This window comes from Marinobacter sp. DS40M6 (genome assembly GCF_028581595.1).
In the GTDB taxonomy this organism is placed as follows: Bacteria; Pseudomonadota; Gammaproteobacteria; order Pseudomonadales; family Oleiphilaceae; genus Marinobacter; species Marinobacter salarius.
The window spans coordinates 83887-103107 of sequence record NZ_JAFCAE010000006.1 but is presented as its reverse complement, the minus strand read 5'-3'; the positions used below and the strand labels follow the sequence as shown (position 1 = coordinate 103107).

At 57.0% G+C, this 19221-nt stretch carries 18 protein-coding genes and 1 tRNA gene; 18 read left to right on the top strand and 1 reads right to left on the bottom strand.

Going from position 1 to position 19221, the window contains the following annotated elements; all coding sequences use genetic code 11:
• The first annotated feature begins 7 nt into the window (after positions 1-7).
• From flgJ to secF, 9 genes are all read left to right on the top strand, one after another.
• Positions 8-997, top strand: a complete 990-nt coding sequence (gene flgJ / locus JJO78_RS15985) for a flagellar assembly peptidoglycan hydrolase FlgJ (RefSeq protein ID WP_269399995.1) — start codon at positions 8-10, stop codon at positions 995-997.
• Between the two features lie 5 nt (positions 998-1002).
• A complete protein-coding gene (gene flgK, locus JJO78_RS15980) occupies positions 1003-3051 on the top strand; it encodes a flagellar hook-associated protein FlgK (RefSeq protein ID WP_126812863.1) in 2049 nt (682 codons plus the stop codon).
• Positions 3052-3070: 19 nt separating this feature from the next.
• Positions 3071-4282: a flagellar hook-associated protein FlgL gene (flgL, locus tag JJO78_RS15975; RefSeq protein WP_041333186.1), complete on the top strand. Its 1212-nt coding sequence runs from the start codon at positions 3071-3073 to the stop codon at positions 4280-4282.
• Between the two features lie 81 nt (positions 4283-4363).
• Positions 4364-4450, top strand: a tRNA-Leu gene (locus JJO78_RS15970).
• A gap of 38 nt (positions 4451-4488) precedes the next feature.
• Positions 4489-5583 carry a tRNA preQ1(34) S-adenosylmethionine ribosyltransferase-isomerase QueA gene (gene queA, locus JJO78_RS15965; protein WP_228210709.1) on the top strand — a complete coding sequence of 365 codons (1095 nt, stop codon included), beginning with the start codon at positions 4489-4491 and terminating at the stop codon, positions 5581-5583.
• Positions 5584-5593: 10 nt separating this feature from the next.
• Positions 5594-6712, top strand: coding sequence for a tRNA guanosine(34) transglycosylase Tgt (gene tgt / locus JJO78_RS15960; protein ID WP_041336522.1), 1119 nt, complete (start codon positions 5594-5596; stop codon positions 6710-6712).
• A gap of 60 nt (positions 6713-6772) precedes the next feature.
• Positions 6773-7135, top strand: coding sequence for a preprotein translocase subunit YajC (gene yajC / locus JJO78_RS15955; RefSeq protein ID WP_036208174.1), 363 nt, complete (start codon positions 6773-6775; stop codon positions 7133-7135).
• Positions 7136-7215: 80 nt separating this feature from the next.
• Positions 7216-9090, top strand: coding sequence for a protein translocase subunit SecD (gene secD, locus JJO78_RS15950; protein ID WP_269399993.1), 1875 nt, complete (start codon positions 7216-7218; stop codon positions 9088-9090).
• Positions 9083-10039 (top strand): protein translocase subunit SecF, encoded by a 957-nt coding sequence (secF, locus tag JJO78_RS15945; protein ID WP_041333189.1) that lies wholly within the window; start codon positions 9083-9085, stop codon positions 10037-10039. The genes secD and secF overlap by 8 nt, the downstream gene beginning before the upstream one ends.
• A 76-nt stretch (positions 10040-10115) precedes the next feature.
• On the opposite strand, the gene JJO78_RS15940 is transcribed toward secF, so the two are convergent.
• Positions 10116-10913, bottom strand: coding sequence for an inositol monophosphatase family protein (locus JJO78_RS15940; RefSeq protein WP_075196852.1), 798 nt, complete (start codon positions 10911-10913; stop codon positions 10116-10118).
• Between the two features lie 184 nt (positions 10914-11097).
• On the opposite strand from JJO78_RS15940, the gene trmJ reads away from it, so the two are divergent.
• The 9 genes from trmJ (at position 11098) to ispG (ending at position 19200) form a co-directional block, all read left to right on the top strand.
• Positions 11098-11952 (top strand): tRNA (cytosine(32)/uridine(32)-2'-O)-methyltransferase TrmJ, encoded by an 855-nt coding sequence (gene trmJ / locus JJO78_RS15935; RefSeq protein WP_075196851.1) that lies wholly within the window; start codon positions 11098-11100, stop codon positions 11950-11952.
• A 4-nt stretch (positions 11953-11956) separates the two neighbouring features.
• Positions 11957-12730, top strand: a complete 774-nt coding sequence (gene cysE, locus JJO78_RS15930; protein ID WP_041333191.1) for a serine O-acetyltransferase — start codon at positions 11957-11959, stop codon at positions 12728-12730.
• 77 nt (positions 12731-12807) lie between these two features.
• Positions 12808-13305: a Fe-S cluster assembly transcriptional regulator IscR gene (gene iscR / locus JJO78_RS15925; protein WP_036208160.1), complete on the top strand. Its 498-nt coding sequence runs from the start codon at positions 12808-12810 to the stop codon at positions 13303-13305.
• Between the two features lie 20 nt (positions 13306-13325).
• Entirely contained in the window at positions 13326-14474 is a 1149-nt protein-coding gene (locus JJO78_RS15920) for an IscS subfamily cysteine desulfurase (RefSeq protein ID WP_075196850.1), read from the top strand.
• 67 nt (positions 14475-14541) lie between these two features.
• Positions 14542-14970 (top strand): nucleoside-diphosphate kinase, encoded by a 429-nt coding sequence (ndk, locus tag JJO78_RS15915; protein WP_269399992.1) that lies wholly within the window; start codon positions 14542-14544, stop codon positions 14968-14970.
• Positions 14971-15032: 62 nt separating this feature from the next.
• Positions 15033-16145 carry a 23S rRNA (adenine(2503)-C(2))-methyltransferase RlmN gene (gene rlmN, locus JJO78_RS15910; protein WP_036208154.1) on the top strand — a complete coding sequence of 371 codons (1113 nt, stop codon included), beginning with the start codon at positions 15033-15035 and terminating at the stop codon, positions 16143-16145.
• Between the two features lie 70 nt (positions 16146-16215).
• Entirely contained in the window at positions 16216-16998 is a 783-nt protein-coding gene (gene pilW / locus JJO78_RS15905; protein ID WP_126813246.1) for a type IV pilus biogenesis/stability protein PilW, read from the top strand.
• Positions 16988-18046, top strand: coding sequence for a RodZ domain-containing protein (locus JJO78_RS15900; RefSeq protein WP_269399991.1), 1059 nt, complete (start codon positions 16988-16990; stop codon positions 18044-18046). Before pilW ends, JJO78_RS15900 begins: the two co-directional genes overlap by 11 nt.
• A 35-nt stretch (positions 18047-18081) precedes the next feature.
• Positions 18082-19200: a flavodoxin-dependent (E)-4-hydroxy-3-methylbut-2-enyl-diphosphate synthase gene (ispG, locus tag JJO78_RS15895; RefSeq protein ID WP_036208144.1), complete on the top strand. Its 1119-nt coding sequence runs from the start codon at positions 18082-18084 to the stop codon at positions 19198-19200.
• The last annotated feature ends 21 nt before the right edge of the window (positions 19201-19221 follow it).

The window sequence follows — 19221 nt, the reverse complement described above, 5'->3', positions numbered from 1 at the left end:
GGGCGTGATGCAGGATTCCAGTCTCCAGAAGGCCCAGGTTTATACCGATTTCGGCGGCCTGAACGCGTTGAAGGCCCAGGCCAGGACCGACAAGGAAGCGGCGCTTGAGGAAGTGGCGAAGCAGTTTGAAGGCCTGTTCCTGTCGGAAATGGTCAAAGCGATGCGCAAGGCCGGTGATGTGTTTGCGGAGGGCAACTACCTCAACAGCCAGCAGTCGGAGTTCTATCGAGAGATGTTCGACAGCCAGTTGAGCCTGACGCTATCGCAAAAGCAGGGCACCGGTATATCCGATGCCCTGGTGCGCCAGCTTAGCCGGCAGATTCCTGGTATGGATGAGAAGGGTGAGCCGATGGCGGCCCATAAGACCGCGCTGGCGGATTATGACCGTAGTATGCCGGTACTTTCGCCGCGCCTGCCTGAGCAGATGGACAAGGTAAATCAGGTGGCTGACACCGCCCGCAAAGAGCCTGCACAGGAAGTCAGCACCGTCATGCCAAGCCGGTTCGACTCACCGGAACAGTTTGTTCGTGAACTCCTGCCCGTCGCGGAAAAGGTAGCGGCGCAAAGCGGCATCAACCCGAGGTTGATGATTGCACAGGCAGCACTGGAGACCGGTTGGGGCAGACACATGATTGAAGGCGACGGTGGTTCTCCCAGCTTTAACCTGTTCGGTATCAAGGCAGACACCCGCTGGCAGGGTGAATCAGTGAACATTGCCACCACGGAATTCCGCGAAGGCGTGCCGATGAACGAACGGGCCGCGTTCCGGGCCTACCCGGACTATGAATCCAGCTTCCGGGATTATGTCTCGTTCCTCGAATCCAATCCCCGTTATCGGGATGTGCTGGCGGCCGCGGATGACCCCGAGTTGTTTGCAAACCGGCTTCAGGAAGCGGGCTATGCCACCGATCCGAACTACGGTGCCAAGATTCGCCGCATTATGAATAATGACTCCATGGCAACGTTGTCCATGGGTACGCGTGGGGCTGAGGAGTAAGCATTATGGCAGGGCTTATCAATATTGGTCTGACCGGTATCCTCGGACACCAGGCGGCGCTGAACACCACCGGTAACAACATCACCAATGCCAACACGCCGGGCTACAGCCGTCAGGAGGTGCAATTTGAAACCCAGTCGGCGCAACGCACCGGCGCGGGCTCTATCGGCACTGGTGTCAGCATCACCAACATCCGTCGCCTGGCGAACGAATATCTGACGCAACAGGTGCGTGAAGACAGCTCTTTGTTCGGTGAGCAGGAAGCACTGAACTCGGAGTTGTCCCGCCTGGACAACCTGCTTGGCGGCGAAACAACCGGCTTGAGCAATGCCCTGAACAATTTCTTCGCGAGCCTGCAGAATGCTGCAGAAGATCCGGCCTCGTTGCCCCAGCGCCAATTGGTGTTGAGCGAGGCGCAACAGGTGGTGAACCGATTTGAAGCCCTGAATCAGGAGTTCATTCAACAGCGGGAATCCGTCAAGACCCAGATGGAGCAGGGCGTCAAGGACGCCAATACGCTGTTGAAAAGCATTGCACAGCTGAACCTGGCGATCTCCGAATCCCCCGGCTTGGCCCAGGGCCGTGAACCCAACGAGCTGCTGGACAAGCGCGACGAAAAACTGCGTGAGTTGTCTGAACTGGTCAACATCAGTGTGGTGCAAGCAGAAGGTAGCCAGGTGAATGTCTCGCTGCGCAATGGGCAGGCGTTGGTGGTTGGTGACAGGGCGGCACAACTGGGAACCCGCGATAACGCGGAAGACCCGACCAGATTGGAATTCACCCTGACGACCGGTGGCCGGACCCTGAACGTGGACAGCCAAATCAACGGTGGCAAACTCGGCGGCTTGCAACGGTTTGAGTCAGAGGCCCTGCAGCCTGCCTTCGCCGAACTCGGCCGGGTTGCGATTGCCTTGTCCGAAACCCTCAATCATCAGCATGAAATTGGCATGGACCTTGAGGGTGACCTGGGTGGCCTGTTTTTCAGTGACGTCAACTCCCAGGCGGCCCAACGCGGCCGGGTAATTGCCAATACCAGTAACGGAGCTCCGCGGGACGCTCAGCTTGCGGTCGAAATTATCGACAGTTCCCAGCTTCCCGCGGGCAGTTGGTCGTTGCGGTTTGGTGGCGACGGTCGGGATTTCGAGTTGGTGGATCGTGCCACGGGTGAGGTGGTTAACCAAGGCCGCCTGCCGGACCCTGTTCAGTCCGAAATATCCATGCCGGGGTTCAATATCCGTATCGAAGGGGGCACCTTCAATGCCGGTGACAGCTTCCTGATCGAGCCGACCCGGAACGCGGCGGCCAATATCGGCCTGGAACTCGATCGTGAAGAGGACCTTGCATTTGCAAGCCCGGTAAGGGCGGAAGGTTCTGCCAGCAATACCGGCGATGCCACGATCAACCAGGGCAAGATGCTGGATGTCAGGGATCCGTTTACCAATTCGTTGCTGAGCAATTTCCGACAGGACGGACAACTGGACCCACCGCTGGATATTCAGTTCCGGGACGATGGTGGCCAGTTGGTCTATGACATTGTCGACGCCAATACGAACACGGTGCTGCAGGCCGGTGATGCCGCGGCCGTGCCTCCGGTCAATGTGTTCCAGTCAGGCCAGTCCAATAAGCTGTTCACTGAGGATCCGCGTTCGCCGGACTATTTCGGCTTTCAGTTCGAGATCTCCGGCAACCCGAGGCCCGGGGATTCGTTCAGCATCAATTACAACTCCAACGGTGTATCGGACAACCGCAATGCTGAGTTCCTGGCGGCGTTGGGAACCGAGAATACCCTTAACAGCGGTAGCCAGAGTTTTGCTGAAGGCTACGCAGGGTTGGTGGAAGCTGTTGGTGTGAAAACCCGACAGAGCCAGCTGGATAAAGACGCCGGTAGCACGCTACTGGAGCAGTCCACCAATCAGCGGGAATCCGTCTCTGGCGTCAACCTGGACGAAGAGGCCGGCAAGCTGATCCAGTATCAGGCGGCTTACAACGCGTCCGCCCAGGTGGTGAGCGTGGCTCAGGATTTGTTCAATACCCTGTTACAGAGTTTCCGGTAACAGTGCGAGGTGATGTGACATGATCAGAATTTCATCACAACAGATATTCTCCGGCGGTATAAACCGGCTGCAGGAACTGAATAGCAGCCTGAACCAGACCCAGGAGCAGATTTCGACGGGCAAGCGGGTCAATAAACCGTCAGACGACCCGGTTGCGGCGGCGCGTATCCTGAAGCTTGATCAGGAGCTGTCCCGGATCGAGACCTATCAGCGCAACGCTGGGCTCGCAGAAAACCGGTTGCAGCAGGAGGAAAGCGCGTTGGCCAGTTCGGTGGATGTTATCCAGCGGATACGGGAGCTGACCGTCCAGGCTGGTAACGGCTCGCTGTCACCAAATGATCGCAAATCCATCTCCTCGGAAATGAAAGAGCGCATCGGGCAGCTGGCCAACATCGCCAATACCCGTGATGCGTCCGGCGAGTACATTTTCAGTGGCTTTCAGGGTTCCACCGCGGCTTTTGGGAAAGACGCATCCGGCAGTTGGGTGTACCAGGGTGATGAGGGCCAGCGGGTGCTGGAGATCGACGATGGCGTAACGGTGCCTATCAGCGATCATGGTAAAGGCATCTACTCTTCGGTTCCCGCAGCAGTGTTTGCCGAGAGTGACCCTGGCAATGCGGCCGCCGCTCGAATCGATGGTATTCAGGTGATCAATGATGGCGCACTGTCGGCGGTTTCACCGGACGATATCACCATTACCGTTGATACCGTTGCGGGAACGGTCAGTGCTGTGAATAGCCGCACCGGCGATCCCCTGACTGTGACTCCGGCGGCGTATACCAGTGGTGAGTCCTTCGAAGTTGCCGGTGTGCAGGCGACGATTACCGATGCGGGCGATGGCGATGAGTTCACCCTTCGCGCGGGGGAGAGGCAGTCGGTTTTTGCCACCATCGAAAACCTGATTGACGGCCTCGATAACATCGACAAAGGTTCGCCGGCCGGGCAGGCGGCCTATGACGACCTGATCGCAGCGTCTTTGCAGAACCTGGACAATGCCCAGGAAAGCATTGTGCAGAAGCAAACGGAAATCGGCGGGCGCCTGAACGCCGTGGACTCTACCAAATCGTTCCTGGAAGACTCGTCTGTGTACAGTGAGGACATCCGTTCGCAACTGCGTGACGTGGACTACGCCGAAGCTATCAGCAACCTGAGCTTCCAGAGCTTCGTGCTGCAGGCTGCACAGCAGTCGTTTGCTCAGGTCTCTCAGCTGTCGTTGTTCGATCGCTTGTAAAAAGCCTGCCGGAACAAGGAAGTCCGGCACTTGTTATTGCTTTCAGATTCAACCTCAGTATAATCCCCAGCACTCTCCGATGGCGGCGTGGTGAAATTGGTAGACACGACGGATTCAAAATCCGTTGGGGTAAAACCCGTGGCGGTTCGAGTCCGCCCGCCGCTACCATTTACGATCCGCACAGTGCGGTGTAAACAGTCCATCCAATGAACGTCTCCGATTTTCACTTTGATCTACCGGATGAGCTTATCGCCCGGTATCCCCTCAAAGAGCGCAGTGCGTCCCGGTTGCTCAGTCTCGATGGGCTGTCCGGTGACACCAGGCACTTACGGTTTACCGATCTTCCAGGCCTGCTTCAGCCGGGCGACCTACTGGTCTTCAACGACACGCGAGTGATTCCAGCGCGCCTTTTTGGCCGCAAGGAAACCGGCGGTCAGGTGGAAGTGCTGGTTGAGCGTGTACTTGGAGAGCACGACATTCTCGCTCACGTACGGGCCTCCAAAGCTCTAAAAGAAGGCCAGAAAGTGCTGCTTGAAGATGGCACACCGCTACGGATGAGCGGAAGGGATGATGCGTTGTTTCACCTGCATTGTGACAGCGACGAACCCGTCCTTGAGGTTCTTGAGCGGATCGGTCATATGCCGCTGCCTCCCTACGTGGATCGCCCGGATGAATCCTCGGACCGCGAACGCTACCAAACGGTGTACGCCCGGGAAGCCGGTGCGGTGGCGGCTCCGACCGCCGGCCTGCATTTTGATGACCGGATTCTGGCCGAGCTTGAATCGCGGGGCATTGAAACCGCGTTTGTAACCCTGCATGTGGGCGCTGGCACATTCCAGCCGGTGCGTGTGGAGGGTATTGAAGATCATGTGATGCACAGTGAAGTGGCCCATGTATCGCAAGAAACGGTTGATGCGGTGAATGCAGCCCGAGCCCGGGGAGGTCGTGTCGTAGCCGTTGGTACCACCTCTGTGCGGTCCCTGGAATCCGCCAGTCGCGGCGGTGTGGTTCGACCTTTTCAGGGCGAAACCGATATTTTTATTTACCCCGGCTATCGTTTCCAGGCCGTGGACGCCATGGTGACGAATTTTCACTTACCGGAGTCAACGCTGATCATGCTGGTCAGCGCGTTTGCCGGTTATCAGAACGTGATGTCGGCCTATCAAGCGGCTGTCGACGAGCGTTACCGCTTTTTCAGTTACGGTGATGCGATGTTTATCACAGCGCAGGAGCCAAGCCTGGGCGCCCTCTCTTCCTGTTCAGGGAAGGGCAGCCAGAATCCGGAGAACGATGATGAGTGACCAGTGTTATATGTCCTTTGAAAAACTCGGGGAAGATGGCCGTGCACGACGCGGACGCCTGACGTTTCCCCGGGGTACGGTGGAAACCCCGGCTTTCATGCCGGTGGGCACCTACGGCACCGTCAAGGGTATGCTGCCGAGGGACATCAAGGATATTGGGGCCGAGATCATCCTTGGCAACACCTTCCACCTGATGCTGCGGCCGGGTACGGAAGTGGTGAAGGCCCATGGCGATTTGCATGACTTTACCCAGTGGCAAGGCCCGATCCTCACAGATTCCGGCGGATTCCAGGTGTTCAGCCTGGGCGAGATGCGCAAAATCACCGAAGCGGGCGTGACATTCCGTTCGCCAATCGATGGTTCACCGGTAGAGCTGTCACCGGAGATCGCCATGCAGGTGCAGCGCGATCTCGGGTCGGACATTGTGATGATTTTTGACGAGTGTACGCCGTACCCGGCCACCGAGAAGCAGGCGAGTGAGTCCATGGAGCTGTCCCTGCGTTGGGCTGCCCGGAGCAAACAGGCACACGCCGGTAATCCGGCCGCGCTGTTCGGCATCGTTCAGGGAGGGATGTACGAATCGCTGCGGGACCGCTCACTGGAAGGGCTGACGGAGATCGGATTCGACGGCTACGCCATAGGTGGATTGTCGGTGGGCGAGCCCAAAGAGGATATGATCCGTATCCTGGATCATCTGCCACCCAAAATGCCGGAAGACCGCCCCCGTTACCTGATGGGCGTAGGGCGGCCCGAGGATCTTGTGGAAGCAGTGCGCCGCGGCGTAGACATGTTTGACTGCGTAATGCCCACGAGAAACGCGCGCAACGGTTACCTGTTTACCTCCACCGGCATCATCAAGATCCGCAACGCCAGGCACCGGCACGATACCGCGCCGCTGGACGATCAATGCGACTGCTACACCTGCGAGAACTTTTCGAGAAGTTATCTGCATCACCTCGATAAATGTGGAGAAATGCTCGGCTCGCAACTCAATACTATCCACAATCTGCGGTACTACCAGAACGTGATGGCTGGATTGCGTGGCGCAATTGAAGCAGGTACATTGTCGGACTTTATTAGCGACTTCTATGCCCGCCGCGGTGAAACCGTGCCTCCAATGGCGCAGTGACTGCGGGATAAGCCGATTCTGAACCGCTACCTGAACTTTTCTTAAAAACGGAGATAGTCAATGAAATCAATCAAGTTACTTGTTGCTGCACTCTTTGCTGCGATGCCGGCACTGGCCATGGCACAGGATGCGGGTGCCCAGGGTATGGGAGTGATGGGGCAGGTGATCTTCTTTGCCGGCTTTATCCTGATTTTCTATTTCCTGATCTGGCGTCCCCAGTCCAAGCGTGCGAAAGAGCACAAGGCGCTGATGGCTGGCCTGAACAAAGGCGATGAAGTGGTTACCTCCGGCGGTGTGGCCGGCAAGATCACCAAGGTTTCCGATGACTTTATCGTGGTTGAAATCGCTGACAACGTAGAGATCAAGGTTCAGAAAGTTGCTGTTGCAGCGGCACTTCCGAAAGGAACTCTGAAGGACATCTGATCGACCGGTTTTCGACTCAGGTCTGAATTTGCCAAGCTGAAACATCACAGCCGGCCGACTGGCCGGCTTAAAGGGACCCCATGCTGAACAAGTATCCGCTCTGGAAAAACCTGGTTATCGTGATCGCGCTGGTGATCGGGTTCGTCTATGCCTTGCCTAACGTCTTTCCTGACGACTTTGCCGTACAGATCACCGGTGCCCGGAGCAGTACCGAAGTCGATCAGCGGATTCTCGACAGGGCTGTTGATGCACTCGAAACCAAGGGGATCCAGGTCAAGGAATCCGAGTTGCAGGAGCGCGACGCCCTGATTCGCCTGAACGACGCCGAATCCCAGCTGAGGGCTCGGCCGGTAGTGCAGGAGGCGCTTGGAAGGGATTATCTGGTAGCCCTGAATATGGCGCCGTCAACACCGGGATGGCTGGAAAGCCTGGGTGCGGGCCCGATGAAGCTCGGCCTCGACCTGCGGGGTGGTGTTCACTTCCTGTTGGAAGTGGATATGGAAACCGCCGTCGACCAGCGCCTCGAAGCCATGTCTGGTCAGATCAAGCGCGAATTGCGTGAAGAGCGTGTGCGCTACCGCGGTGGCGATGTGGAAGGCAACCGTTCCATTGTTCTGAGTTTCCGTGACCAAAGTTCCCGCAGCGAAGCGTTTGACCTGATCCGTGACCAGTACAACCAGTTCCTGCTCGATGAGCAGACAGAGGAAGGTGAGTACCTGCTGGTGCTGTCCATGTCGGAAGCCGAAGTGAAGTCCATACAGGACTACGCACTGGAGCAGAACCTGACCACCATCCGTAACCGGGTCAACGAACTTGGCGTGGCGGAGCCTCTGGTGCAGCGCCAGGGTGCGGACCGCATCATTGTGGAATTGCCTGGTGTGCAGGATACCGCTGCGGCAAAGCGTGTACTGGGTGCTACTGCCAACCTGGAGTTCCGTCTTGAGGCCCGCCAGGATGCGTCATCAGCTGATATCGAGACGTTCCCGTTCCGTGACAACCCTAACCGTGAAGCCCGTCTTGAGCGGGAAGTGATCGTCACCGGTGACAATGTCTCTAACGCACAGCAGGCCTTCGACGAGAACGGCCAGCCACAGGTCAACATCACCATGGACTCGGTGGGCGGCGATCTGATGAACCGTGCAACCCGCAACGCCATTGGGCGTCGCATGGCGGTCCTGTTTATCGAATACCGGACAGAGACGGAAGAAGTGGTTGTGGATGGTGAAACCCGCACGATCGACAACCGCGTTGTCGAAAAGGGCATCATCAGCCTGGCGACGATCCAGTCTGCGCTGGGAAGCAGTTTCCGGATTACCGGGCTGGATTCCATCCCGGAAGCGGCGGAGTTGGCATTGCTGCTGCGAGCCGGTTCGTTGGCTGCGCCAATGTACTTTGTTCAGGAGCGGACGATTGGTCCCAGCCTTGGGCAGAAGAACATTGATGCCGGCATGATGTCGGTCCTGCTCGGCTTTGTGTTGGTTCTCTGCTACATGGTGGTGTACTACCGTGGCTTTGGTGTGATCGCCAACATTGCATTGACGCTTAACCTGATGCTGCTGATCGCCTGCATGTCGATTCTCTCAGCAACCCTGACGCTGCCGGGTATTGCCGGTATCGTGCTGACGGTGGGTATGGCGGTTGACGCCAACGTGCTTATCTTCGAGCGTATAAAGGAAGAGTTGAAATCGGGCATACCGCCACAGTCGGCGATAAACTCCGGTTATTCCCGGGCCTTCGTTTCGATTTTTGATGCCAATATCACCACCCTGTTGGTGGCGGTGATCCTGTTCGCCATGGGGTCCGGCCCGGTGAAAGGGTTCGCGGTGACACTGTCGATCGGTATTCTTACGTCGATGTTCTCCGGGCTGATGGTCAGTCGCAGCATTGTAAATCTTGTATACGGCGGTCGACAGGTTGAAAAGCTGTCGATTGGGGGGAAACTGGCCAATGTCTGAAGTTGAGAAGAAACCTATCGATTTTATGGGCTTTCGGAAGATTGCTTCCGTTGTGTCCATTGCGCTGATTGTTGCTTCCATTGCGTTGCTGGCAGTGCGCGGCCTGAACCTCGGGCTGGACTTTACCGGTGGTACCTCCGTTGAGCTGGAATACCAGCAGGCGCCCGCTCTGGACAATGTTCGCCAGACGTTGGAGGGTGCAGGATATGAGCAGTTTGTGGTCCAGAACTTTGGTTCGGACACCACGGTGCTGGTGCGGATGGCGGAGTCCGAGAACGACAAGTTGGCCGCTGAAGTCACGGCCGCGTTGTCGGCTGGTGGTAATGAGCTTGAACTGGTGAGCTCCGAATTTGTCGGCTCCCAGGTTGGCGACGAGCTGAAGGAAGACAGTGGTCTGGGAATGCTCATTGCGCTGGCAGTGGTGCTGATTTACGTCGGTATGCGGTTCCAGTTCAAGTTCGGTATTGCCTCTGTTGTGCCACTGGCCCACGACGTCATCATTGTTCTGGGTGTGTTTGCCCTGTTCCAGTGGACGTTCGACCTCAGTGTGCTTGCAGCGTTGCTTGCGGTTATCGGTTATTCCCTTAACGATACCATCGTGGTGGCGGACCGGATTCGCGAGAATTTCCGCAAGATGCGTGAAGGGGGCTCCGAGCACATCATCAACGAGTCCATTCATCAGACCATCAGCCGGACCATCAACACGTCCGGTACGACATTGGTGGTGCTGTTCGCCCTGTACTTCCTGGGTGGTGAAGCGATCAACAACTTTGCGCTGGCTCTCATCATCGGTGTGGTGGTGGGTACATACTCATCCATCTATGTGTCAGCAAACCTGCTGGTTGCCCTGGGTGTGGCACGGGAGGACCTGATCGTTCCGCCGAAGGAAGGTCTTGCTGGGCAGGAAGAGGAAGAAGAGCAGCCGCCCGAGTGGTTGAACCGGATGTAAGTCGGTCAGCCACAAAAAAGCCGCAACACCAAATGGGGTTGCGGCTTTTTTTATGCCTGGCCGTTGGCCTTTATGTCTAGCGAGGCAGTCGGCCCCGGAACGGGTGAAGTGTCTTGAGTACTTCACGGAACAGCTTGGGGTTTGCGACGATCAACTGCTTTGCTTTCTCCGTTGAGGGGTTGCCGGAGAAATCGCCGGTCAGAGCGCCGGACTCCAGTGCCAGCGTGACGCCGATGGCCAGGTCAGCCGGCTCAGGACGGAAAATGACAGCGGCGTCCAGATGGCCGGAAGCAACCCGGGCGATATCAAGGGCCACGCAACCTGTGGTTCGGAACATGCTGCTGTCACGGGCCAGCAAGGATGCCATCTCGCCCCACATCAGTGGGTCGTCAGAAGAGCGGGTCTGGTCGAGAAGATTGCTGACCACGGCTGCACGGTCGGCATGCTTGACGTCGCTGGTGCGCACCCGCCGACTGTTTAGTGCAGCACCGTGGCCGCGACTGGCAGAGTATTCCTCACCGGTGACCGGATTGATCAGCAGCAGGTTCTCGGTGCGGTTGTTTTTCTTTTGCAGCAACGCAACGGCGAAGTCAGGAATGCCGCGCAAAAAATTCTCACGTCCGAGTACCGGGAAAATGTGCCAGCTCTTGTCGTTACCGTCGGCGTCCGCCTCATTCAAAGGAGCGATGGCGTGGTCCTTGTAGGCTTTGTCGAGCTGTTCGGAAAAATTGTCGTAAATGGACTGTTCGACCCGCTCCAGTTGCCTGCGGCGGTCTTCGCTGTCGCCGTTGGGTTCCTGGCGTTCGAAGTGTGCTTTCAGATAGTCGGACCCCTGACGCGCGACGCGCAGGGCCATTTTGATTGCTGGTTGCATCTGAGTGTTCATTATCCGGGTGTGTGAAGGCCGCATAGCATATCAAAAACTGACCCGCCTTGTATGTTTTTCCACTCCGCAATGTCACGGATGGCGCTGTATCAGGGCATGTCCGGAGAGGCGGGGAAGGGGGTAGATCTGCTATCATGCGCACCTTTCCAGTTTTTACAGAGATTCTACCGCCATGCACAAGCCAGCTAAGCCCCTGGAGGGCCCTGACACCTACAACGACCAGATCCGGATTGTCCTGGTTGAGACGTCCCATTCCGGTAACATCGGTGCGGTCGCCAGGGCCATGAAAAACATGGGGCTGGGAAACCTGTGGCTGGTAAATCCAGCGTCCTTTCCTGATGAGGCCTCCTACGCCCGTGCAGCGGGCGCCTCCGATATTCTCGACAAGGCCACGGTAGTTTCGACTCTGGACGAAGCTATTGCCGATTGTGTGTGCGTTATGGGTACCAGCGCGAGGGGGCGAAAGGTCCCCTGGCCGGTTATCGCTCCACCAGACGCCGCGGCCAAGGCTTCGCAGCAGTCAGAAGCGGGGCAGGTGGCGCTGGTCTTTGGGCGTGAGAACCATGGGCTGAGCAATGAAGAGTTGCAGCGTTGTCATTTCCACATTCATATCCCGTCAAATCCCGATTACAGTTCCCTGAATCTGGCCATGGCGGTTCAGGTAATGTGCTATGAATTGCGTATGCATTATCTGAAAGGCCTTGAAGGTGGCGACGGCAGCCCATATCTCAAGCCTATGATGGCGCCCGGCGATGAAGGTTGGGATGTGCCGCCCGCGCCTGTCCGCGATGTTGAGGGTTTTTTCAGTCATCTTGAACAGGTGCTTGTGGATGTCGACTTTCACCGCCGGGACAATCCCCGTCAGTTGATGACGCGGCTGCGGCGGCTGTTCCAGCGTGCCGGGCTGGATCAGATGGAGATCAATATCCTTCGGGGAATACTGACCGCCGTACAGAAATCGGCTGGTGCTGCGGATACCGCAAAAAATACGTCAAAGGCTGATTCAACGGCCGGTGAACAGGAATAGGGTTATGTTTGAACGTCTAAGGGAAGATGTGAACAGCGTGTTTCATCGTGATCCCGCCGCTCGCAATACTTTCGAAGTGCTGACCAACTACCCGGGTTTGCACGCGCTCCTGTGCCACCGGTTCTCCCATTGGCTTTGGGGTCTTGGCCTGAAGTGGATCGCACGAACGTTTTCTTCGATCGCCCGTTGGCTGACCGGCATCGAAATTCATCCAGGTGCCACGATCGGGCGGCGTTTCTTTATAGATCACGGCATGGGTGTTGTCATTGGTGAGACCACGGTAATCGGTGACGACGTCACGCTTTATCAGGGCGTTACCCTGGGAGGGACGAGTTGGAACAAGGGTAAGCGCCATCCGACGCTGGGTGACGGTGTTGTGGTGGGTGCCGGTGCCAAGATCCTCGGGCCGTTTACGGTGGGCGAGGGCGCCAAGATTGGCTCCAACTCCGTGGTGACCAAAGAGGTTCCGCCTGGCGCGACGGTTGTCGGTATTCCTGGTCGGGTTGTGGTGAAGCGCAAAGGGGAAGATGACGCCCGGCGCAAGGAAATGGAAGAACGCATGGGCTTCGATGCCTATGGTGTGACCGAGGAAATGCCGGACCCGGTAGCCCGGGCCATGCGCAGCCTGCTGGATCATATGCATGCTGTGGATGACCGCATTGAGAATATGTGCAAAGCGCTTCGCAAGGTGAACAGTGAATACCAGAACGGCGAGTTGCCGCCGCTGCAGGAGGAGGATTTTGACTGCGTGCGGGACGACGAGCCGTCGCAACGGTGAATACTTGACTGTTTTGGTAGGTCAATTCATACTCGGCGTTGTTAAAGCCGAATCAATCCCTGACCGGGGCTGACGTTATGAGACTGACCACCAAAGGCCGCTATGCGGTGACGGCAATGCTGGATCTCGCCCTTCATGGGGATCAGGGGCCGGTGAGTCTGGCTGACATTTCTGCCCGGCAGGAGATTTCCCTCTCGTATCTCGAGCAGTTATTTTCCCGCCTTCGCCGTCACAAACTGGTGACGAGTATCCGGGGCCCTGGCGGTGGTTATCGCCTGAGCCGTGAGGCAGACTCCGTCTTTATTGCGGAAGTTGTCGACGCGGTCAGCGAATCCCTGGATACCACCCGTTGCGGCAACAAGGGTGATTGCCAGAATGGCGAGAAATGCCTGACCCACCACCTGTGGTCTGATCTCAGTGATCAGATTCATCAGTTCCTCAGTGATATCAGTCTTGGGGACCTGATGCGCAAACGGGAGATTCAGGTGGTTGCCGATCGGCAGAACAGGCGCCATTCAGACGGCGACTCACAGACGATTAACACCGAGCGCCTTACGGATCAGGCGCCGGCCTGAACGACTATCCTGAAACTTCTATGAAAAAGCCCGTCTATCTGGATTATGCGGCCACCACGCCCGTAGACCCTGTCGTTGCCGAAGAAATGGTCAAATACCTGACACCTGATGGTGTGTTTGGCAACCCTGCATCACGCTCCCATGGCTTTGGCTGGCAGGCCGAAGCCGCCGTTGAAGGTGCCCGCCGGCAGGTGGCAAGCCTGATACATGCAGACCCACGTGAGATTGTGTGGACGTCCGGCGCTACCGAGTCCGACAACCTCGCCATCAAGGGTGCTGTTACAGGCAAGAACAATCCGCACATTGTGACATCGATGATTGAACACAAGGCGGTGCTTGATACCTGCAAGTGGCTTGAAGGGCAGGGTGTTGAGGTGACCTGGCTCAAACCGGGCGCGGACGGGCGGGTGTCCTGTCAACAGGTTGAAGATGCGCTCCGGGACAATACCGCTTTGGTCAGCCTGATGATGGTCAACAATGAACTGGGTAGCCAAACGGATATCGCGACCATCGGTACCATGCTTCGCGAACGCGGTGTGCTGTTTCATGTGGACGCGGCGCAGGCGGCTGGCAAGACCGAGGTGGATGTGGGAGCCATGCCAGTGGACCTGTTGTCTTTGTCGGGGCACAAGGTTTACGGGCCCAAGGGTATTGGCGCCCTCTATGTGCGGCGTTCTCCGGACGTGCGAATTGAATCGCAGATTCATGGCGGTGGTCATGAGCGGGGCATGCGTTCTGGCACACTACCTACGCACCAAATCGTCGGCATGGGCAAAGCCTTTGATCTGGCCGGCGAAAAACTCGAGCAGGAGAAGGCGCGGCTGGAATCCCTGCGGAAGCGTTTCATGTCGGGCCTTGAAGGTCTTGAGGGCGTGACGCTTAACGGCAGTGCCGAACATCGGGTGCCGGGTATCATCAACCTCTCGTTTGCCGGTGTCGATGCGGAATCCCTGATGCTGGGATTGCGTGAATTGGCGGTTTCGTCTGGTTCGGCCTGTTCTTCGGCCACTATTGAGCCTTCGTTTGTACTCAAGGGCATTGGGCTGGATGATGAGCAGGCGCATCGAGCTCTCCGGTTTTCCTTTGGACGCTTTTCGACGGAAGAGGAGGCAGACTTCGCAGCGGCGCAAATCGTTGACGTTGTTACCCGTCTCCGTTCAGTGCGGTAGGCAGTTGCCTCCGGACTGCGTATAATCCCAACCCTGAAATTTTTCTGAACCTGAATGGAGATAGATCATGTCAAATGAGCGCACGCTCTCGATTATCAAGCCCGATGCAGTCGCAAAAAATGTGATCGGCGAAATCTACACACGCTTCGAAAAAGCGGGCCTGACCATCGTCGCTGCGAAAATGATGCACCTGACCCAGGAGCAGGCAGAAGGGTTCTACGCCGAGCACAAGGAGCGCCCGTTTTTCAATGATCTGGTTGCGTTCATGACCTCCGGCCCTGTGGTTGTTCAGGTTCTGGAAGGCAATGGTGCTATCCTGAAGAATCGTGACCTGATGGGAGCAACCAACCCCAAGGAAGCGGAAGCAGGCACCATTCGTGCCGACTTTGCATCTTCAATTGACGCAAACGCTGTTCATGGTTCAGATTCCGCCGCGTCAGCTGAGCGCGAAATTGCGTATTTCTTTAATGACAGTGAGATCTGCCCGCGCGGCTGATCAGGCTGTATCGGGCCGGACATACGTCCGGCCCGTATTGGTTATTTGATTGAGGTTATGAAATGACAGCTGTTGCTGAGAAAACCAACCTTCTGGGAATGCCCAAGGCCAAAATGGAGGCCTTTTTTGAATCCCTGGGGGAGAAACGTTTCCGCGCAACACAGGTGCTGCAATGGATTCACCAGCGCGGGGCCGATGACTTCGATCAAATGACCAATATGAGTCGGGTGCTGCGGGAAAAGCTGAAGGCCGTTGCGGAAATTCGTGGGCCGGAGGTGGTGTACGACGAGTCCTCCAAAGACGGTACCCGCAAATGGGTCATGCGCATGGACAACGGCAACAGTGTTGAAACCGTGCTCATACCTGACGGCGAGCGCGGCACGCTGTGCGTATCGTCGCAGATTGGCTGCAGCCTCGATTGCACGTTTTGTTCAACGGGCAAGCGTGGATTTAACCGCAATCTTACCGCTGCCGAAATCATCGGGCAGGTCTGGGTTGCGCGTAAGGCGTTCATGCCATTTGAACCCGGCCCGGACCGCCCGATTACCAATGTGGTAATGATGGGGATGGGTGAACCGTTGCTGAACTTCGACAACGTTGTCGATGCCATGAACCTGATGATGGAGGACCTGGCGTACGGCATTTCCAAGCGACGTGTCACCGTCAGCACCTCTGGGGTGGTTCCGGCACTGGACAAATTGGGTGAAGTTACCGATGTTTCACTGGCCATTTCGCTCCATGCGCCCAATGATGAGTTGCGTAACCAGTTGGTGCCGTTGAATAAAAAGTACCCTATTGCGGAGTTGCTGGCAGCGACGCGTCGTTATCTTGCACGTCTGCCTGACAAGCGGAAGGCAACCATTGAGTACACGGTCATCGAAGGCGTTAATGATCAGCCTGAGCACGCCAGGGAACTCGCTGTTGTTCTTCGCGGCCTGCCGTGCAAGATTAACCTGATCCCGTTCAATCCGTTTCCCGAGAGCGATTTTCGCCGTCCCAGTAACAACGCGACCCGCCGTTTCCAGGCAGTCCTGAACGAGGCCGGCTTTATCGCCACGGTGAGAACCACTCGCGGTGATGATATCGATGCAGCCTGTGGTCAGCTGGTAGGGATGGTGGAAGACCGCACCAAGCGTAGTCAGCGTTATATCCAGGTGCAGCAGGTCAGTCCGTAAACCCGGTGCCGATATGCACCTTCCAATTCAAGAGGAATTGCCGACTGTGACATTTATTCCAGTGAAAAGGATGCGAGCCGCGCTTGTCGTGGTATTGCTGGCGATGTTTGTCGCAGGGTGTGTGACCAATACCGATAGCCGGTTTGCCCGCGAGGCAGATCGCGACAAGGCCGTCAGGAATTATGTCCAGTTGGGTACCGCCTACATCGGCCAGGATAATCTCGAAAGGGCCCGGCATCACCTTGAACGAGCACTAGAATTGTCTCCCGATGACCCCGGGGCGCTGGCAGCCATGGGGCTGATCTATAACGCCGAGGGCGAACCGGAACTGGCTGAGCGGTCGTTCCGGGAGTCACTCGATAGTGATCAGGGCTATACCCGCGGGCGGGTTTATTACGGTGCCTTCCTGTACGGTGCGGGCCGATTCGAGGACTCCCGTGAACAGTTTCTGGCCGCGTCGAGGGATACGTCCTACAACGACAGGGCATCCGTGTTTTTTAACCTAGGATTGACGGAAGAGAGAATTGGCAACCTTGAGGGCGCCACGACGGCGTACCGGCGCGCCGTTGAATTATCCCGTGGTGATGCAAAGTCACTGCTTGCGCTGTCACGGACGTTGGTCGAATCCGGAGAGCTCCAGGCCGCCTCTCGTCACTACAGCCGCCTGATGACGTTGATGCAACGGAACCAGAATCTCCGCCATTCTCCGGAAAGTCTTTTTACCGGCATCCGCATTGCCCGGCATCAGGGCGACAGGAACCGGGAATCGAGTCTTGCGCTCCAACTGAAGAACAATTTTCCAAACTCTGTCGAATACCAACAATACAGGGTGATGACATCCAATGGACAGTGATGACGCACAACAACCGTCGGGCCTGAGTGAGCCTACGGGCCAGTTGCTCAAACGTGCGCGTGAGCAGAAGGGGCTCAGTGTTTCCGCCGTGGCCGATGCCCAGCACCTTCGCCCGGCGATAATACAGGCGATAGAGGACGGGCATTATGAACAGATCGACAGTGAACTGTTCCTTAAAGGCTATGTCAGAACCTACGCACGACAGGTTGACCTTGATCCGGATGCGGTGATCGCGACGCTGGATGAGGAGCTCGAACCGCTACGACAGCAAAAAGTGCAGGCAGAAGAAGCGAATCCGCTGATTGATATCGAGCGTCGCAGGCGGCGCAAGCGCCGCGTTGCAAAGTTTCTGCTTCTCCTGCTGGCCATAGCAGTAATTGCCTTTCTCGCATTGCGCTTTATGGGCGAGTTGGACGGTATAACAGGCGACACGACGGAACCGGCTGTGTCCTCGGAAACGGCTGCTCCCGCGCAGCCTGAACCATCCGAAGAGACGGTGTCGGTGGACGATACTGTCGATACCGAGTTAGCCGAGCCTGAAACCGAGGAAGAGGCCGATAGGCTATCCGCGCCGGTTGATGAAGCGTCGATCGTTGAGGACAATAGCGAGTTGGCAGAGCTGCCTGAGGACCCTCAGGTGAATGAGCAGATCTCTGGCTCTCCGGCCCCGACGGTTGAAGACGATTCCGCTCCGGCTGCGCAACCTGCTGTCGATGAGATTGATGAGAGCCAGGTTCCGGTGGTGACCAGTGAGCCGGAGCCAGCGTTTCAGGAGAGCGCCCAGCCAACGGCTGCCGTCGGCAGCGCTCGCCTGGAAATGACATTCAGCGATGAGTGCTGGGTTCAGGTAACCGATTCGGCGGGCAATCGCCTGGTGGGATCCCTGCAACGGGATGGTGACAGGATTAATGTATCAGGCAGGCTGCCCATCGACGTTGTTGTCGGCGCAGTCGATGCCATCGAATCTATAAGATTTGATGGCCAACCGATTGACCTTTCCGGTTATCGGGTCGTCAACAACCGAGCAGAATTCTCGCTGGATATCTGAACGTTTCGAACCCTCTTTTGCGGTTAGCAGGCTATATGAATCACGAATCTCCGATCAAAAGACGCAAATCACGCCAGATAATGGTAGGCGATGTTCCCGTGGGTGGCGATGCGCCTATTGCTGTCCAGAGCATGACCAACACCAACACCTGTGACGTGGATGCAACCGTTGGCCAGATCCGCGCCCTGCAGGAAGCTGGAGCGGACATTGTGCGGGTATCCGTGCCTACAATGGATGCTGCGGAAGCGTTCGGCAAGATTCGCTCAATGGTGTCGGTACCATTGGTGGCTGACATCCATTTCGATCACCGAATTGCTCTGCGGGTGGCGGAACTGGGTGTTGATTGTCTTCGTATCAACCCGGGTAATATCGGTCGGGATGACCGTGTCAGCGCCGTGATCAGCGCCGCGCGGGATGGCAATATCCCGATTCGTATTGGCGTCAACGCAGGCTCGCTGGAAAAGGCACTGCAACGTAAGTACGGGGAACCGACACCCGAGGCTCTGGTTGAGTCGGCCATGCGCCATATCGACATTCTCGACCGTCATGATTTTCAGGACTTCAAGGTGAGCCTGAAGGCCTCAGAGGTCTTCATGACGGTGGCGGCATATCGTCAGATTGCTGCACAGATAGAACAACCCCTGCATCTGGGTATTACCGAGGCTGGTGGCTTTCGCTCCGGGACAGTGAAGTCCTCTGTTGGCCTGGGCATGCTGCTGATGGACGGCATTGGGGATACCATCAGAGTGTCGCTCGCGGCAGACCCGGTGCAGGAGATCAAGGTCGGCTACGATATTCTCAAAAGCTTGCGCCTGCGCAGCCGGGGTATCAACTTCGTCGCGTGCCCAAGCTGCTCACGCCAGAATTTCGATGTCATCCAGACCATGAATGACCTTGAGGCTCGTCTGGAAGATGTCAACGAGTCCCTGGATGTTGCCATCATTGGCTGTATTGTAAACGGGCCGGGCGAGGCCAAGGTTGCTGACCTGGGCTTGACCGGCGGTAGCCCCAAGAACCTGTTCTACGCGTCGGGCAAGCCCAATCAGAAGCTCGACAATGCCAACCTGACCGACGACCTGGAACGGCTGATCCGTGAGGAAGTGGCGCGTCGCAAGGAAAAGGAAGAAGCGATCATTACCCGCTCGGCCGACTGAGAGCAGATCGTCAAATCACCG

What these genes read in the sequence shown, in the direction of transcription:
- ispG (WP_036208144.1), top strand. Translation starts at nt 18,082, where the DNA reads ATGAATCACGAATCTCCGATCAAAAGACGCAAATCACGCCAGATAATG.
- JJO78_RS15920 (WP_075196850.1), top strand. Translation starts at nt 13,326, where the DNA reads ATGAAAAAGCCCGTCTATCTGGATTATGCGGCCACCACGCCCGTAGAC.
- queA (WP_228210709.1), top strand. Translation starts at nt 4,489, where the DNA reads ATGAACGTCTCCGATTTTCACTTTGATCTACCGGATGAGCTTATCGCC.
- ndk (WP_269399992.1), top strand. Translation starts at nt 14,542, where the DNA reads ATGTCAAATGAGCGCACGCTCTCGATTATCAAGCCCGATGCAGTCGCA.
- JJO78_RS15900 (WP_269399991.1), top strand. Translation starts at nt 16,988, where the DNA reads ATGGACAGTGATGACGCACAACAACCGTCGGGCCTGAGTGAGCCTACG.
- secF (WP_041333189.1), top strand. Translation starts at nt 9,083, where the DNA reads ATGTCTGAAGTTGAGAAGAAACCTATCGATTTTATGGGCTTTCGGAAG.
- rlmN (WP_036208154.1), top strand. Translation starts at nt 15,033, where the DNA reads ATGACAGCTGTTGCTGAGAAAACCAACCTTCTGGGAATGCCCAAGGCC.
- flgL (WP_041333186.1), top strand. Translation starts at nt 3,071, where the DNA reads ATGATCAGAATTTCATCACAACAGATATTCTCCGGCGGTATAAACCGG.
- yajC (WP_036208174.1), top strand. Translation starts at nt 6,773, where the DNA reads ATGAAATCAATCAAGTTACTTGTTGCTGCACTCTTTGCTGCGATGCCG.
- flgJ (WP_269399995.1), top strand. Translation starts at nt 8, where the DNA reads ATGCAGGATTCCAGTCTCCAGAAGGCCCAGGTTTATACCGATTTCGGC.
- JJO78_RS15940 (WP_075196852.1), bottom strand. Translation starts at nt 10,913, where the DNA reads ATGCAACCAGCAATCAAAATGGCCCTGCGCGTCGCGCGTCAGGGGTCC.
- tgt (WP_041336522.1), top strand. Translation starts at nt 5,594, where the DNA reads ATGTCCTTTGAAAAACTCGGGGAAGATGGCCGTGCACGACGCGGACGC.
- flgK (WP_126812863.1), top strand. Translation starts at nt 1,003, where the DNA reads ATGGCAGGGCTTATCAATATTGGTCTGACCGGTATCCTCGGACACCAG.
- iscR (WP_036208160.1), top strand. Translation starts at nt 12,808, where the DNA reads ATGAGACTGACCACCAAAGGCCGCTATGCGGTGACGGCAATGCTGGAT.
- secD (WP_269399993.1), top strand. Translation starts at nt 7,216, where the DNA reads ATGCTGAACAAGTATCCGCTCTGGAAAAACCTGGTTATCGTGATCGCG.
- pilW (WP_126813246.1), top strand. Translation starts at nt 16,216, where the DNA reads ATGCGAGCCGCGCTTGTCGTGGTATTGCTGGCGATGTTTGTCGCAGGG.
- cysE (WP_041333191.1), top strand. Translation starts at nt 11,957, where the DNA reads ATGTTTGAACGTCTAAGGGAAGATGTGAACAGCGTGTTTCATCGTGAT.
- trmJ (WP_075196851.1), top strand. Translation starts at nt 11,098, where the DNA reads ATGCACAAGCCAGCTAAGCCCCTGGAGGGCCCTGACACCTACAACGAC.